This window comes from Deltaproteobacteria bacterium GWC2_55_46 (assembly GCA_001595385.3).
Lineage (GTDB): Bacteria > Desulfobacterota > GWC2-55-46 > GWC2-55-46 > GWC2-55-46 > UBA5799.
This window is the reverse complement of record LVEI03000001.1, coordinates 1,679,668-1,694,515: the sequence shown is the minus strand read 5'-3', so window position 1 is coordinate 1,694,515 and position 14,848 is coordinate 1,679,668. Positions and strand designations below refer to the sequence as shown.

Genomic DNA, 14,848 nt, shown 5'->3' with positions numbered 1-14,848 from the left:
TAAGCTTGAAAATCTCATTAGACGCACTGGAAGTCTTCGCCTGTAAGGCGAGGGATTTCAGGTCCCATTGTGAGACATTAAAGACTTGCCTTAAGCCGGTTTATTTTGGGTCGGGATGTGGTTTTTCAGGATGGGTTGTCTTGACAGGTCCTTTAATAAGAGATGACACTTGTTTTTCTTACCTCATTACCTCCTTACCGGGTATCGCTATCTGAGTGATAAGTTGAAGCTCCCCGCTGGAAGCTACGGGGAATCTTCGACATGTAATGAAAAAAACAACCATTACACTTCGCTCGCCAGACCCCGCAGTTAATACTTGCAGGGATTGCGCTCGCCGACCATGTTCAAAATTTTAAATTTCCTGTGAACTGGCACAGGCAAGGCCCGGCTCATCAAAAAAATTCAAAATTGCTAAAAAGCTTTAATCAATTGCCTGGAACAAATTCACGGGATTTTACGCTGAAGAACGGGATGTTTGTCGAGGTGAGATATATTACACGGATATTGTAGCCTGTTTTAAAAAATCCGTCAAGTGGGTTTTTCTTAACGCCATCGAGCCGGCAATCCGTCCATGGATTGCTTTAGCAGGCTCAAACAATCTGGGCTTTAACAGCGCTGCACGTCACTGCGTAGACCTTGTTCTTGCCCTCTTTTTTAGCCTTGTACATCAGGTCATCGGCACATTTGACAAGCTCGTCTGCGCTTGTTGCGTCCTCAGGGTACTGCGCCACTCCTATGGTGATAGTCACGGCGCCAAGGGGCTGTGTCTCCCTGTGCGGGAAGTCGTGCCCTTCCATATTGGCCCTGACGTTCTCTGCCGCCACAATCGCCCCCTCCTTGCCGGTATTGGGCAATATGGCCACGAACTCCTCGCCTCCATACCTGCAGATAAGGTCGGTGCCGCGTAGCGTCTGCCTGAAGATCTCCGCAGCGGTCTTAAGGAGGAGGTCCCCCGCTGGATGCCCGTGCCTGTCATTATATAATTTGAAGTTATCGAGGTCCATCAGCATCACCGAAAGCGGCGCGCCCGCCCTTGCCGATTTCTGCATCTCCTCTTTCAGGCGGTTATGGAAGTACCTGTAATTATAGAGTCCCGTGAGCCCGTCGTGCGTCGATAGCTCTTCCATCTCCCTTGCCGTGGTGGCAAGCTTTTCGGTACGCTCAAGGAGCTTTTCTCTCATCACGTTGAAGTCGTCGGCCAGCTCCTGCAGGTCGTCAGCCGTTTTTATCGATATCCTGTATTGCAGGTTTCCTCCGGCGAGCTGGGTGGCGCCGGCCCTCAGGTTCCTGATGGGCTGTATTATGGTCCTGTGTATCGAATACCAGATAAAGAGGAACGCCCCAACGGATACCGCGAGGACCATGAAACGCAGATACAATGAATTCTCTATTATTTTCGCCACCAGCGCCGACTGTTCGCCGATCTCAGAAGAATGCAGCAGCCTTACTTCGCCAATAGCTGATTTGAACTTCTCCATCCCGGCCCTGCTTATCCTGAAATCAGAACGGGCGGCAATAGCCTCATCATAGAACCTTGCCAGGTCCTCAATGAGGGCGTTCTCCCTCGGGTCCGTGTGCCTCAGGGCCCTTGTTTTCTCAAGCGCGGTTCCGAATACGCTTAGCTGCTCATCAAGGAGTATCCTGGCCTCCCTGTCGCCCTTCACCCCCTGCAGCGCGTATATCCTGTCGAAGGAGGCCGCGAGGTCGGAGAACTGGCTCTCTTCGGCCTTTAATTTTGTAATCGTCTCATAGCTGTTTATCACCAGCTTCAGGTTTATATAGCCGGTCATGCCGAAGATAAAGAAGAGGAGAAAGAACGTCCCCAGGATGCCCATGAGCCGCTGGGATATCTTCAAGGCCATGGCCCTTATCATGAAATACGATATGGCCACCGCGCAAAAGGCCCTCAGGACCTGAACCGGCAAGCCGGTGTACTCGAAAAAGCTCCTCTGGTTAATGATGTCCGCGAACAGGAATTGGGTCTTGGGGACAACGAGGCCCGAAAATACTCCGTATAGCACAATGATATAGCAGCTGTACCTGAAGTACCAGGAATGGTGCTCAGGAAGGAAGGTGTCATAGTCCTTCCTTGAGAGCATGTAAAAGGCGGCTCCAGCGAAGGCCGCCGAAGGGAAGCCCAGCAATACCCTGCTGAACGCCTCGATCTTATCCAGGCTGTCATCCGCCGATAATTTAAAGAGTACGGCGAAAAATACCACCAGCGTTATCCCGATGACCGTTGAGAGCCTGGCAAGCCTTATAGAGCCGGCGACTTTTGAAAATAGCGTCATGCCGAAAAGCAGCATGAAGACGAATGACGAGGAGAGCATATATGACCTGAGATAGAGCACGCGCTCGCTCACGTCAGCTCCGTATAGCTGAATGCTGAACTGCCTGTATGTGTCAAGCCACTCTACCGAGCCATGGATGACGGAGAAGAGGAAGAGAAAGACGAAGGCGCCGAAGAGCCCTATAGACCTCAAGGTCTTCATGCTAAAGAGGATCGCGAGCGCTACATAGAAGAAGCTGAAGCCGTATATGAGGAAAATCGTCGGGAGATTATCTTCGATCAAGGCGCTTATGTCTGGATGAAATATCACTTCTGCTCCCTGACAGTTTCTGAAAAAGTCTCCAAAGTTGTCGTCCTGAGGAGCCAAAGACAAATATATATAACCAACTGTTCGATTCTTGTCTCGCCCCACCCCTGGGGCTCACCAAAAAGTGTTTTTCACAGCCCCACGAGCGTTGGCCGCTGGAACGTCCGGGTCGGTCAGATTTTACGGCGAGCGCCTTGAGACCAGCACGGTGCGGTTACTGTCGCGGCTATTGAGAAAAAAAAGGGCGGGCCCGAGGGCCCGCCCTTCTGTGGTGCAGGTAAAAAGCTTACTTCTCGTGGCAGGTTCTGCAGACGCCGGAACCGGCGTTACCGCCGACCCTTCTGAGGAACATACCATCGGTGTAGGCATCAACCGTCTCGGCCTCAGTCCAGGACCTGTTCCTGAAGTGGGGGTCATGGCAGGTGGTGCACTCTACGAGGCCGCCCCTGAGGAGGTCAGCGATGGACGCTGTCGAGGAGATGAATCCGTTCACAGCCCAACGGTTCTGGGCAAGGTTGCCGTCATCGAAGGTACCGGCGCTCGAGGCGAGGTCAGCGCTTACGCTGATGTTAGAGATGGTAAGCGAAGTCTGCCTGAGAGAGGCCTTCGTGCCGCCGGAGTAGGTCACACCAACCGGATGGTCGTTGGAGATCCCGGAGCTGTTGGTGCCGCCCACGTTAAGCCTGGAGGTCGAAGAGTTGCCGATCTCATCGTCAGAGGCGGTGTTGGTCTGAAGGGCGCTGTTGTCCTTGAAGAAGTACCAGTTCTGGTCACCGGAAGCGCCGATAGACGAGCCACCGAGACCCTTGCCAGGCTTGTTGGCGATGTTGTCAAAGGTGGTGGTACCGTCGTGGCAGCTGAGGCAAGCGAGCGAACCCGCGCCAGGCGCGGCGACGGGGGTGCCTGCGATGGTGGTGCTATAGGCGGTGAAGGAGGTCTGGGAAGCGCCCCTGTTCCAGAGCGGGCCCGCGCCTGTGGTGCTGGTGTGGTGAGGCGTGTGACAGAATACGCAGATCTCGGATGTCCCGGTGGAGGTGAAGAAGGAGGTGTTCGCCTTGTTACCGAGGGAACCGAGGTTATGCCTTGACTGGCCGATACCGCTGGCGGCATCGCCAGCATCGAAGGCGCCGCCTGCGATTGTGCCGGCATCATCAGCGGCGAATGAGGTACCAACTGCTACGAAGCCAGCTGAAAGAGCGATGAGAGAAGCTAACGCAAGCCTTTTCATGTTTAACTCCTTTAAGTTCACAAGTAGGTTTAGGTTCAGTTCAGTTTCACACCTGGCTTGACGTTGGATCTTGAATTCTCTGAAGACCAGCCAGGAGGTCTTCAGTTGCCGCGTGTAATCTGAACCGCCATCAGCTCAAACCCACTTGCAGCGGAGTTGCTTGCGGATCTCCTATCCGCGCTTCCGGAACGACCAGGCCCGGTGGGCCTGCCCAAGCCGCCATCAGCTCAGGTCCGGAAAAACAACGACGTGCGTTTACAGTTTGAATCTTTTAAGGATCCGGCCTTGAACCGCCATCAGTTCAAAACCTTTTTCAGGTATACGATATTTATTAAATATCCTTTAACGCAATACTAATCCAAAATACATCCTTTTGTCAATAGGAAAGTGAGTGGCTTTTGGCAAAAAAATCTCCCGCCCGAACCTCTTTTGAAAAAAACCACGATAATTCAACATGTTAGGCGCGGCAGGGTCAAACACAACAAGGCCGGTTATAACCCCCCGGCTCGCAGAGCGCCTTCATTAAAATCTCGTGAATCTCACACAAAAAGGTCTATAAATCTACCAAGCCCCAGGGCTTGCGGGGTTACTCCATCCGGGGAGAGAGTCGGGATGAGGGGCCATCCTGGGAGCCTGTCATAACAGCGGTTTCTTTACAATATTCCTCCGATTATCTTTTTCGTTGCCATTTTCCTGAGCTTTCGTCATAATTAAACCACTACCGCCTGGAAGGCGGCAGGTTCGAAAAACAGTCGGCTGAAAACCCGACTGAAATCTCCCCCTTTTCCAAATGGGGACTAAGGGGGATTATAATGACTTCAAGATAATCTCCCCTGACCCCTCTTTAGGAAAGAAGGGGACCAGGAATATCCATCGCTTCCACATTTGATATCGCGCTTTCAGCGACGCACTGGAAGTCTTCGCCTGTAAGACGAGGGATTTTAAATCCCATTGTGAGACATTAAATCTTCCGGCGGAAGACCGCGGAAAATCTTCGAATATACAACCTATTACAGTTCACTCGCTTGGCCCAAGCCATCTGCGGGGAAGCAACTGGCGACCAAGTTCATCTATGGATCGAATTGATTCCTTAACATCCCTGAGGTTTTTTGCGGCCTTTTTCGTGATCTTTGTCCACGCCAGGGGCACCCTCGGAGTGCCTGAAGACTTCCTTACCACCTTCGCCCTGACTGAGGCGGTTTCATTTTTTTTCGTACTTTCAGGTTTCATTCTCGCCTATGTTTATCCAACGCTTGAAGGCCCTGCCATCAGGAATTTCCTGATCAGGCGTGTAGCCCGTATCTGGCCTGTCCATGCGCTCGCCCTGTTGTTTTTGCTGGCTTTTGGCCTTTTTTCGCTAACACCCAGTCCATATATATTCACGCTAAATCTTTTCCTCCTGCACTCATGGTTTCCATTTAAAGATATTTATTATTCCTTCAATGTGCCATCCTGGTCCATCTCGACAGAGTTTGCGTTTTATCTCTTTTTCCCTTTTCTGATAAAAAACTTTATCTCTACCGGAAGGACAAAAATAATACTTGCAGCCGGCCTGGCCCTGCTGATGGTTTTGATATCGAATTATATGGACCTTCCTCACAACAAAGATGCTTCTTCTTACCAGTTGACCAACATCGGCCTTATATATGCGCTTCCATTGACCCGTTTATTCGAATTCTGTCTTGGCATATGGACCTGCTTTCTGTGGAAGGAATACAGGCATAAGATCCGATGGTCCGCTATAACGGTCACGGTCCTTGAGATCGCCTTTGTAATTGCCATCGCCTTTTTCGCCAATCTTGTCATGACATCCGGCATCATTGGCCCTGAGCTCGGCTCAGGGACTTACATCTATATAAGGAGAAGCGGGGCCAGCCTTCTTTTTGCCGGACTAATTTTCGTAACTGCCTTGCAGTCCGGTTATATCTCCAGGGGCCTCAAATTACGCCCTTTTGTTTTCTTAGGCGAGATCAGCTACACCATCTATATATTCCATAGCCCGCTGATATACGCCTACATGGTTTACGGCCATCGGCTCTGGTTCATCCCCGAGCGCTTTCTTTACCCTGCATACTTCATTGCACTTGTTGCCTGGTGCTCTCTTGTCTGGATTTTGTTCGAGAAGCCGGTAAGGAAGCTCATAATCAAAAAACTCGGCAGAAAACCTGCCATAGCCCCAGCCTCTTCGATATCAAACCGATAGCCGCGCTCACATCCTTGAGAGTAGAAAAGATTGCTCCTCTAACAGGATGTTGAAAAAATCCATCCAGGTAAGCGTTAAATATTTAAAAAGACCTTGAGAATCGGGGTGTTTTGAAGGGTTTTTATTTGGTGGCGGTGCGTGGAGTCGAACCACGGACGCGGGGCTTATGAGACCCCTGCTCTGCCAACTGAGCTACACCGCCTTGCTGAAAGGCATGGACGAATTTAAATCCAAGGCCGAGAATTATAGCGAAATCCGATGTGAAAGTATATAACTTTTTAATGTCCCGAAGAGCTTCCCGGTCCCTGTGACCACCAGCATCGTCACCTCCTGGTTGCCGTCGCCGTCAAGGTCTTCGACCATGAAATCCGCGATATACCCTTCCACCGGCTTTGTCCGCCAGTTCTCGGATACGGTCCCGCCGTCCTTGTCCCAGGAAAGGCTTATTATCTCACCTGTCTTAAAGGTGATCGGGCGCGCAGCGCTCCTGCCAAGGCCGCCGGGCGTGTTCTTCTTTATGACCAGCTCCCTCAAGCCGTCCTTATCCATATCAAGATGAAAGAACCTGCCCTCTACCGGGATAGGCTCTGGGTCTGGCGACCCGGGGGTTTCAGCCTTGAGCGCTATATAATTGAGGGTGCCCGCGTAAAAATCGGCGCTCCTGTAAGAGGGAGCCCAACCCTTGCCGCCATCTTTGCCTGCATAGACCTTCAGATACTCCCTGTCGTCAACTGTAACAAGGTCTACCGCGCCTGAACCGGTAAGCGTAAAGGCCTCAAACCTGAAGAGGTCGACCTTTGCCGGAAGCTCGATATTTAAAGGACCCTTTTCAACGAGCTTCTCCCCCTCTTTCCTTAATACCGCCAGGCCGCCGTAGAAGCCGTCTATCTGTCTGAACCTCTGCCCCACGAGCACAGGCGCTGCCGCGTCTACCTGGACCGTGCGAAGAAGCCACTCGATATCCCTCGCGGTTATCTTGTAAGAGCCGTCCCTGTACTCGAGCATGGCGCTTTCCGCCTTGTTCCCCGATATCCTCGAAACATATACCTCTGGAGTCCCGTCATCGTCAGCGTCTATTGATGATATGGCTATATTCGACCCTGTCCTGTCCTCTATCTCGTGAATGACCTTGAAGCCATCGGGCATATAGGCGCCGACGACTATCTTGCCCCCTGATATCAAGAAGAGCTCCTTTTTTCCGTCCCTGTCAAGGTCCGCGGCTGTCATGGCCACGAACACGCCATCCATCTGGCCGCTCTTCCAGGCAACAGGCCTCTGCCGCTCGGTCTTCGCCTTCACGATGAACTCTTCCCCGGCGCCCTCTTCCTTTGGCGGTGACGGCAGGCCGGCGGATGAGAGCGCCTTTACCGGCTCTGCCTTCTGCGCAGGCGCTTTGGAAGGATCGAGCGCGGCAAGGACGTCGGAAGAGAGCCTGTCCGTAAGTCCGATTATAGACTCAAGCCCTGTTGACTGAGAGGCGAACGGGGTCGCTTCTCCCGTTGCCACGTTGACGAGCTTCGCGTCCATGCTCACGGCCTTGCCAAAGACGGTGACGCTCCCGAACAGGACATAGTCCGCCTTGAGCCTTGCCCCGGCCTCAAGGGCCGAGCTGTCGTTAAGCACAGCCTTCCCCCCGGACTTCTCGGCTACCGCGCCTCTTACCAGGTCGGGCCTGATAAGCTCTACTGAGCCGCCGAGCCGGGAAGCGAGCATGTCTGACATCGCGTTCCTTACGAAGTCCATATTCTCGGCCGAGTTCACGTTCCAGGGGAGGACGGCAAGCGACTTTGCCGCCTTGGCCCCTTCAGCATGGGCTGAGCCTATGACAATAAATACAAACGCCAGAAGGGTTGAAAACCTTGCGAGTAATCTCATCATGAAGACCTGCCTTTGAAGTATTTTTAGAGGCACCCTTTATTTTAACCGGGCGCGCAAGGCCGGTCAAACTGTTTTGGTATCAAGCCTGAAATGGAGCAGCCTTTCAACGGGCTGCCCCCCTTTAAGGTGCTTTTCGATTATCTCGTCCACATCCTCTATGGTCACGTTCCTGTACCATGTGCCCTCGGGGTAGACGACGATGACCGGGGAGTACTCGCCCGCCACACCGGTCTCCCTGCATACGCCAAGACAGCCCGACCTCGACGACTTTACCTCTCCTTTAAGGCCGCGGTCCCTGATCTTCTCCTTTAAACTTTCATGTATCGCCTCAGAGCCCTTCGCTGAGCACTGCTTGCCCTGGCAGACGAACGTATGCAGCCTGTATGATTTCACGGATATCCCCCCAGTCTTAAAAATGTCAGATAAATATAATCCGATTTCAGCGTGGCATAATCAAGTGGAAATCGCATGAACGATTTTTAGAGGTAGCCTTTGATGATTCTGGTATAATCCCTCCGACTATTAAAACCCTGGAGGGTCTTTTGGGGGCGCAAAGCGACTACGAGCTTATCTATAAGGACAAGACAGCCGCTGGAGAGGTCTTGTCCTCCGGCGGCGCCCCGCTCTGGAAGATGAAATCCTCAAGGGGCGGGAACGGCTGGAGGAACCTCCTTATATCAGGAGACAACCTCGGGGCGCTCCTTTCCTTGCTGGAGATGAAAAAAAAAGGGGCGCTCAAGTGCGCTGACGGTTCTACCGGCGCGAGGCTCGTATACATCGACCCGCCCTTTTCCACCAACCTTGAGTTCAGGGGCAGGCATAACCAGCGGGCGTATAAAGACAAGATAACCGGCGCCGAGTTCGTCGAGTCCCTCCGGAAGAGGCTCATCGTGCTCCGCGAACTCCTTACGGAGGACGGCTCCATCTTCGTCCACCTCGACTGGAAAAAGGCCCACTATATAAAGATCGTGCTCGACGAGGTCTTTGGTGAAAAGAACTTCCTTAACGATATCATCTGGAGCTACGGAGGCAGGGGGGCGAAGGCGGTGGCAGGGCAGTTCTCCCGGAACCACGACATACTCCTGTGGTACGGCAAGGGGGCGCGTCACGTCTTCAACCAGCTGACCATCGGGAAAAGGGTCCCCAAAAAGGGGAGCGGCTTCAAAAGAGACGAAGACGGCCGCTGGTTCAAGACCTCGCCGAGGGGAGACTATACCGATGAGAGCATAAAGGCGCTCTCAAAAGAGAACCGGATCTACAGGACCAGGACCGGCAATATAAGGATAAAGTACTTCCTCCGCGAGGACGGCGACTGGGTCATTGAAGACAAGCTCGTCGGAGATGTATGGGACGACATACCGGACGCCATGCACCTCTCGGAGGCTGAAAAGACCGGCTACCCCACGCAGAAGCCGGAGGCGCTCCTCGCGCGCGTCGTGAAGGCCGCCTCGAACAAAGGCGATATCGTGCTCGACTGCTTTGCAGGGGCAGGCACCGCTTCCGCCACAGCCGAAAAGCTCGGCAGGAGATGGGTGGGGGTCGATTCAGGCGAACTCGCCATTCATACGATAGAAAAAAGGCTCCTTACGATAAAGGATTCCAGGGATATAGACGACCCCGGGAAAAGATATGGGAAGGCAGCAGCGCCCTTTGACGTGCTCGCCAGGGAAGGATGCGAGTGCGAAGGAGACGACCACGCCCCTCAGGTCAAATGCGCTTACTCAATAGATGAGACGGCGGGCGAATGCGTGGTCAGGATCGAACGGTTCTCAAGCGCGCATCATACTGGGCCGGAAGGGAAAGAGGCCCTGTCATCCGTAGCCCTGGACTTCGATTTCGACGGCGAGGTCTTTCGCTTCGACGCCTTCCACACCGCGGCAGAGTTGGAGAAAAACGGCTTTGAGCTCCGCTTTCCCATCGAGAAGGTAAAGGGCGGCGTCATGCTGGTCTTCGCGGACATACACGGCAACGAGAAGTGGTTTTTGGGAGAGCTGGAGTAAGCCGCTATTACGCTTCCGGGGCTTAGCCCAGATTACGATTTTTTAAAGATTCCTTTTACTTGTTTTTAATCTTGCCGATAGATAATACAGACGGGAAGGGGGGATTCCCCGAATGGGACAGAGAATCCCCCGTAAGCGGCTGACGGCGGTCGCTTTGCTTCCCCTCGCTAAAGGTATGCGTTATTATCCGGTTTTCCTCGATCTCAAGGACAGGGCCTGCCTGGTGGTAGGCGGCGGTTCCGTGGCCCAGAGAAAGGCATTGAGCCTCCTGGCCGCGGGCGCAAGGGTTGATGTGGTCGCCACAAGGGTGACAAAGGCGCTTGCCGGCCTTTCGGACGAGGGGACGATAACGCTTGAAAAGCGGGCCTACAGGCAGGGAGATGTGACGGGGCATTTCCTGATAATAGCCGCCACCGGTTCCAAAGAGGCGAACTGGTCCATCTACCGGGACTCTGAAGCTGCGGGCGTACTCGTGAACGTTGTCGACGACCCTGAGCGCTGCAGCTTCATAGTCCCATCGGTAGTGGACAGGGGGGCGCTCGTAATAGCCATCTCCACCTCTGGCAAAAGCCCCTATCTTGCCAGGATGCTCAGGGAGGCGCTTGAGGAGTGCATAGGCGCCGAGTACGAGGTTTTTCTTGAGATACTGGGGGCGGCCCGGAAGAAGCTGTTGAAAACCGGCCTCAGTCGTGATAAAAAAGAAAGTATTATCAAGGATTTGGTGAGATCTCCCCTGCCAGGGCTCATTAAGGAGGGGCGCTCCAGAGAGATAAATTCGGTCCTTAAGGCCAGGCTTGGAGAAGCGTACACCCTGTCCAGGCTTGGGATAAATATAAAAAAGGAGAGCGGGCGCCCTTAAGGTGTCCGTGGTCGTTCAGGCAAGGTGAGCGAAATATTTTTTCATATAACAGCGGCGGTATACCTGGTGACTACGGTCCTTTATTCAGCATACCTTTTTGCCAGAAAAGAGAGGCTCCTCTCTGTAGCCCAATGGGTCCTTGTAACCGGATACGTATTTCACACCGCCACTATAATAACCCGCTGGGCCGCCTCAGGCCGCACCCCCGCCACCAGCTTCCACGACTCTCTGATCTTCTTCTCATGGATCACGGTCACGCTCTTTCTCATACTGGCCATTAAATACAGGCAACGGGTGCTGGGCGCCTTCGTAAGCCCTTTCGCCCTGCTTCTCCTTATAACGGCCTCGTTCCTGCCAAAGCAGTTAGTGCCGCTCGCGCCGGTCCTTGAAAGCTACTGGCTCCCGGTCCACGTGGTCCTCGCTTTCCTCGGCAACGCGTTCTTCGCCCTGGCCTTCCTCCTGGGGATAATGTACATCATCCAGGACAGGTACCTCAAGACCAGGAAGCTCCGCGGCATTTTCTTCGTCCTCCCCTCGCTCGACACCATCGACGAGCTTAACTACAAGTGCCTCCAGTACGGCTTCCCGCTCCTTACGGCGGCCATCATCACCGGCGCCATATGGTCAGAGTACGCCATAGGGAGCTACTGGGAATGGAAGCACAGGCAGGTCTGGTCGCTCATAACCTGGTTCCTTTACGCGGCGCTCCTCCACGGCAGGCTTACCGCCGGATGGAGGGGCCGGAAGGCCGCCATACTCTCCGGGGTGGCCTTTGTGAGCCTCATAGGCTCTTACTTCATCATAAATATTCTGTCAGGCGGAGCGCACGGGCTCGCTCGCTAAGTTAAAAGCTACTCAGGCGGATTCGGGATGAACCTCGTAATAGTCGGACTCAACCATAAGACCTCGCCCATCGAGATAAGGGAGAAGCTCTCATTCCCCTCCCAGACCATTGGCGAGCCTCTCGCCAGGCTCACGAACCACTACGGCCTGGCCGAAGGCGTCATACTTTCGACCTGCAACAGGGTCGAGGTGCTCGCCATCACGAGCGAGATAGAGAAGGGGACCTGGCAGATAAAGCGGTTCCTCTCGGACTACCACTCAATACCCCTTGAGAAGCTCGATGAGCACCTCTACGTCCACCAGGGAGAGGAGGCGGTGAAGCACCTTTTCAGGGTGGCCGCCGGGCTCGACTCGATGGTCATGGGAGAGCCGCAGATACTCGGCCAGGTGAAGGACTCATACGGCTACGCGGTCCAGCACAACACCGCCGGGATCATAGTCAACAAGCTCTACCACAAGGCCTTCCAGGTCGCCAAGAGGGTGCGGACAGAGACGAAGATAGGCGAATCGGCGGTATCCATAAGCTTCGCCGCGGTAGAGCTCGCCAGAAAGATATTCGGCGAACTTGCCGGAAAGACCTGCATGCTCGTAGGCGCCGGAGAGATGGCGGAGCTTGCCGCCAGGCACCTTCAGAGCAACGGGGTCAGGGAGATACTGGTGGCGAACAGGACCTATGAGAAGGCCGTAGATCTCGTGAAATGCTTCTGCGGCACCGCCATCATGTTCAGGGAGTTCCCCCACTACCTCAAGAACGTCGATATCGTCATCGCCTCGACCGCCTCGCCAAACTTCATAATAAAGCCGGAGCAGATCCACGACGTGATGCGCGAGAGGAAGAACAGGCCCATGTTCTTCATCGACATCTCGGTGCCAAGGAACGTGGACCCGGAGGTCAACACAATAGACAACTGCTACGTCTACGACGTCGACGACCTGCAGGGCGTGGTCGTGGCGAACCTGCATGAGAGGCAAAAGGAAGCCCTGCAGGCGGAAGGGATAATAGCCGAGGAGATAGAACTATTCTACAGGTGGATAAAATCGCTTGACGTTGTGCCCACCATAATAGCCCTCAGAAAGTCATTCGACTCGGTTAGAAAGGCCGAGCTCGCCAAGGCGGTCTCGACTATCCCGAGCCTGGGCGAAAAGGAGCTTAAGGTCCTTGAGGCCATGACCTCCGCCATAGTCAACAAGATCCTCCACCACCCGGTAACGCACCTCAAGCGCGAGGCGAACAAGATAGAGGGAGACCTCTATATAGACACCATCAGGAAGCTCTTCGACCTGACCATCGACGAAGAGGCCGTAAAAAAGGCGGCCCAGAGCAACGACGACTAAAACAGAACGTCGGAACAACGCAGGCATGCGAAGTTATGGCGCTCTGAGCAAAAGATAAGGGGACTTATTTTGAAGAAGACGATAATCATAGGCACCAGGGGCAGCCAGCTCGCGCTCTGGCAGGCGAACTGGGTAAAGAGCGAGATAGAAAAAAGACACCCTGAGCTCGAGGTAACACTCAACAAGATAAAGACGACAGGGGACAAGATCCTCGACGTGCCGCTCGCCAAGGTCGGCGGCAAGGGGCTCTTTGTAAAAGAGATAGAAGAGGCGCTCCTTGACGGCAGGGCCCACCTCGCGGTCCATTCCATGAAGGACGTGCCCACCTTTTTCCCCGACGGGCTGCATCTGCGCTGTATAACAGAGAGGGAGGACCCGCGAGACGCCGTATTCAGCAAAAATAAAGTGAGGCTCCTCGACCTTCCAAAGGGCGCCAGGATAGGCACGTCGAGCTTAAGGAGGCAGGCCCAGATACTGAGCTTACGCCCCGACTTCGAGATACTGCAGCTTCGAGGCAACCTCGACACTCGCATGAAAAAACTCGACAACGGTGACTTCGACGCCATAATACTGGCGGGCGCGGGGGTAAAAAGGCTCGGCTGGGCAGATAAGATCACAGAGCTGCTGCCTGTGGACCTGAGCCTCCCGGCCATTGGCCAGGGCGCGCTCGGCATAGAGACGAAGACGGATGACGATTACATAAACGGCCTTGTCGCCTTCTTCGACCACCCTGAGACCTCATACTGCGTAAGGGGAGAAAGGGCGCTCCTCAAAAGGCTTGAGGGCGGCTGCCAGGTGCCCATCGCGGCCCACGGAGAGCTTGCGGGAGACACCATCAGAATAACGGGGCTTGTGGCCAGCACCGACGGCAAGACGATACTTAAAAGCGCCATCTCAGGGCGCAGGGACGATTGCGAGAAGCTCGGAGTTGAGCTGGCGGAAAAGCTCCTTCAGATGGGGGCATACGATATCCTTAAAGACCTCTACGAGGTCAAGCCCCCAGGGTCGGCCTGAAAAAGTAACTGAAAAGGGCCCACAGCCGCTGGCATGGGCCCTTTTTTTCATTCCAAAGATGATGGCTACTAAACTTACCTTTCTAAAATCAACTCTCCTGCCGTTTCTCGTTCTACTCATCTTCATATTCGCCTCGCCGGGGGCTCAGGCAGACATCTTCAGACAGGAGAAGTTCACCTCCCCGAAGGGCGTCTATATAGTCGTATTCACCGAGATGGCGCACACAAGGTACGCGAAAGAAGAGATGCTCGAAGACGTCGATAACGTAAACAATATCCTGTACAGGGTGGACTTTATCCCGAACGGGGAGATAGAGCCCCTCGTAAGCTCGACCTACACGGACGTATATGGATGGGAGAAGGCCGGCAGGCCGGCCAGGATAAAAGATATCTTCAAGAACATGCTCTGGAGCCCGGAGGAGGACTACATCATAATGCCGGTAGAGGCATGGGCCTCCGCGCCAGACACCGAAGCGTCGATAGCGCTGGCGCTGGACCCCGCCCTGCCCTGGGACAAGGCATCGGTCTCTCTTGATAATATCTCCTGGCTTGACGCCCTATCGTTCATAGGCGATTACCACCTTGACTGCGACTACGGCGTGGCCTGGTTTAACGGTGAAGAGGGAAGCGTTGTCTCGCTCAAGGACTCGGAAAGCCCCATAGGCTACGAGCTTGTCTCGGTGAACGCGAAGAAAGTGACGATAAGGACTGTGCTCGACAACTGCAGGATGCAGGAGTTGCCCCCGAGGTGCTTCACCCACGACCTTGCGACAGGCTCTGAAGAACCAGCGGCCTGCCCGCCCCGGACAAAGCCAAAAAAATAACCTTGACGGCGGCACAAAGCCCTTTCACCCTTGTTTTTCCGGTTTTATTAAGGGCCCTGCCTTGATAT

Annotated in this window: 11 protein-coding genes and 1 tRNA gene; 7 read left to right on the top strand and 5 right to left on the bottom strand. The window is 54.1% G+C overall.

The features are described 5' to 3' along the window. Positions 1-590: 590 nt before the first annotated feature. Positions 591-2,600 (bottom strand): hypothetical protein, encoded by a 2,010-nt coding sequence (locus A2V21_307980; GenBank protein ID OIJ74205.1) that lies wholly within the window; start codon positions 2,598-2,600, stop codon positions 591-593. A gap of 283 nt (positions 2,601-2,883) precedes the next feature. Beyond that, positions 2,884-3,825: a hypothetical protein gene (locus tag A2V21_307975; GenBank protein ID OIJ74204.1), complete on the bottom strand. Its 942-nt coding sequence runs from the start codon at positions 3,823-3,825 to the stop codon at positions 2,884-2,886. 1,123 nt (positions 3,826-4,948) lie between these two features. Here A2V21_307975 and A2V21_307970 point away from each other — a divergent pair. Next, on the top strand, positions 4,949-6,028 hold the full coding sequence (locus A2V21_307970) for a hypothetical protein (protein OIJ74203.1): 1,080 nt from the start codon (positions 4,949-4,951) through the stop codon (positions 6,026-6,028). 126 nt (positions 6,029-6,154) lie between these two features. Here A2V21_307970 and A2V21_307965 read toward each other — a convergent pair. From A2V21_307965 to A2V21_307955, 3 genes are all read right to left on the bottom strand, one after another. Next, positions 6,155-6,230, bottom strand: a tRNA-Met gene (locus tag A2V21_307965). 41 nt (positions 6,231-6,271) lie between these two features. Continuing rightward, a complete protein-coding gene (locus A2V21_307960) occupies positions 6,272-7,906 on the bottom strand; it encodes a hypothetical protein (GenBank protein OIJ74202.1) in 1,635 nt (544 codons plus the stop codon). 63 nt (positions 7,907-7,969) lie between these two features. Further along, positions 7,970-8,299: a hypothetical protein gene (locus tag A2V21_307955; protein OIJ74201.1), complete on the bottom strand. Its 330-nt coding sequence runs from the start codon at positions 8,297-8,299 to the stop codon at positions 7,970-7,972. Between the two features lie 149 nt (positions 8,300-8,448). Here A2V21_307955 and A2V21_307950 point away from each other — a divergent pair, with 149 nt between their 5' ends. The 6 genes from A2V21_307950 to A2V21_307925 all read left to right on the top strand — a co-directional run bounded on the left by A2V21_307950 (position 8,449) and on the right by A2V21_307925 (position 14,780). Beyond that, on the top strand, positions 8,449-9,906 hold the full coding sequence (locus A2V21_307950; protein OIJ74200.1) for a hypothetical protein: 1,458 nt from the start codon (positions 8,449-8,451) through the stop codon (positions 9,904-9,906). 175 nt (positions 9,907-10,081) lie between these two features. After that, positions 10,082-10,765 carry a hypothetical protein gene (locus A2V21_307945; GenBank protein OIJ74199.1) on the top strand — a complete coding sequence of 228 codons (684 nt, stop codon included), beginning with the start codon at positions 10,082-10,084 and terminating at the stop codon, positions 10,763-10,765. A gap of 24 nt (positions 10,766-10,789) precedes the next feature. Continuing rightward, on the top strand, positions 10,790-11,608 hold the full coding sequence (locus A2V21_307940; GenBank protein OIJ74198.1) for a c-type cytochrome biogenesis protein CcsB: 819 nt from the start codon (positions 10,790-10,792) through the stop codon (positions 11,606-11,608). 27 nt (positions 11,609-11,635) lie between these two features. Then, the gene (locus A2V21_307935) at positions 11,636-12,943 is read left to right on the top strand and encodes a glutamyl-tRNA reductase (GenBank protein ID OIJ74197.1); all 1,308 of its coding nucleotides are present in this window, start codon (positions 11,636-11,638) and stop codon (positions 12,941-12,943) included. Between the two features lie 66 nt (positions 12,944-13,009). Beyond that, a complete protein-coding gene (locus tag A2V21_307930; protein OIJ74196.1) occupies positions 13,010-13,957 on the top strand; it encodes a hydroxymethylbilane synthase in 948 nt (315 codons plus the stop codon). A 61-nt stretch (positions 13,958-14,018) separates the two neighbouring features. Next, positions 14,019-14,780 (top strand): hypothetical protein, encoded by a 762-nt coding sequence (locus tag A2V21_307925; protein ID OIJ74195.1) that lies wholly within the window; start codon positions 14,019-14,021, stop codon positions 14,778-14,780. The last annotated feature ends 68 nt before the right edge of the window (positions 14,781-14,848 follow it).

Excerpts from the sequence above, each read along its gene's own strand:
- A2V21_307975 (OIJ74204.1), bottom strand. The coding sequence starts at position 3,825 with ATGAAAAGGCTTGCGTTAGCTTCTCTCATCGCTCTTTCAGCTGGCTTC.
- A2V21_307960 (OIJ74202.1), bottom strand. The coding sequence starts at position 7,906 with ATGATGAGATTACTCGCAAGGTTTTCAACCCTTCTGGCGTTTGTATTT.
- A2V21_307945 (OIJ74199.1), top strand. The coding sequence starts at position 10,082 with ATGCGTTATTATCCGGTTTTCCTCGATCTCAAGGACAGGGCCTGCCTG.
- A2V21_307935 (OIJ74197.1), top strand. The coding sequence starts at position 11,636 with ATGAACCTCGTAATAGTCGGACTCAACCATAAGACCTCGCCCATCGAG.
- A2V21_307925 (OIJ74195.1), top strand. The coding sequence starts at position 14,019 with ATGGCTACTAAACTTACCTTTCTAAAATCAACTCTCCTGCCGTTTCTC.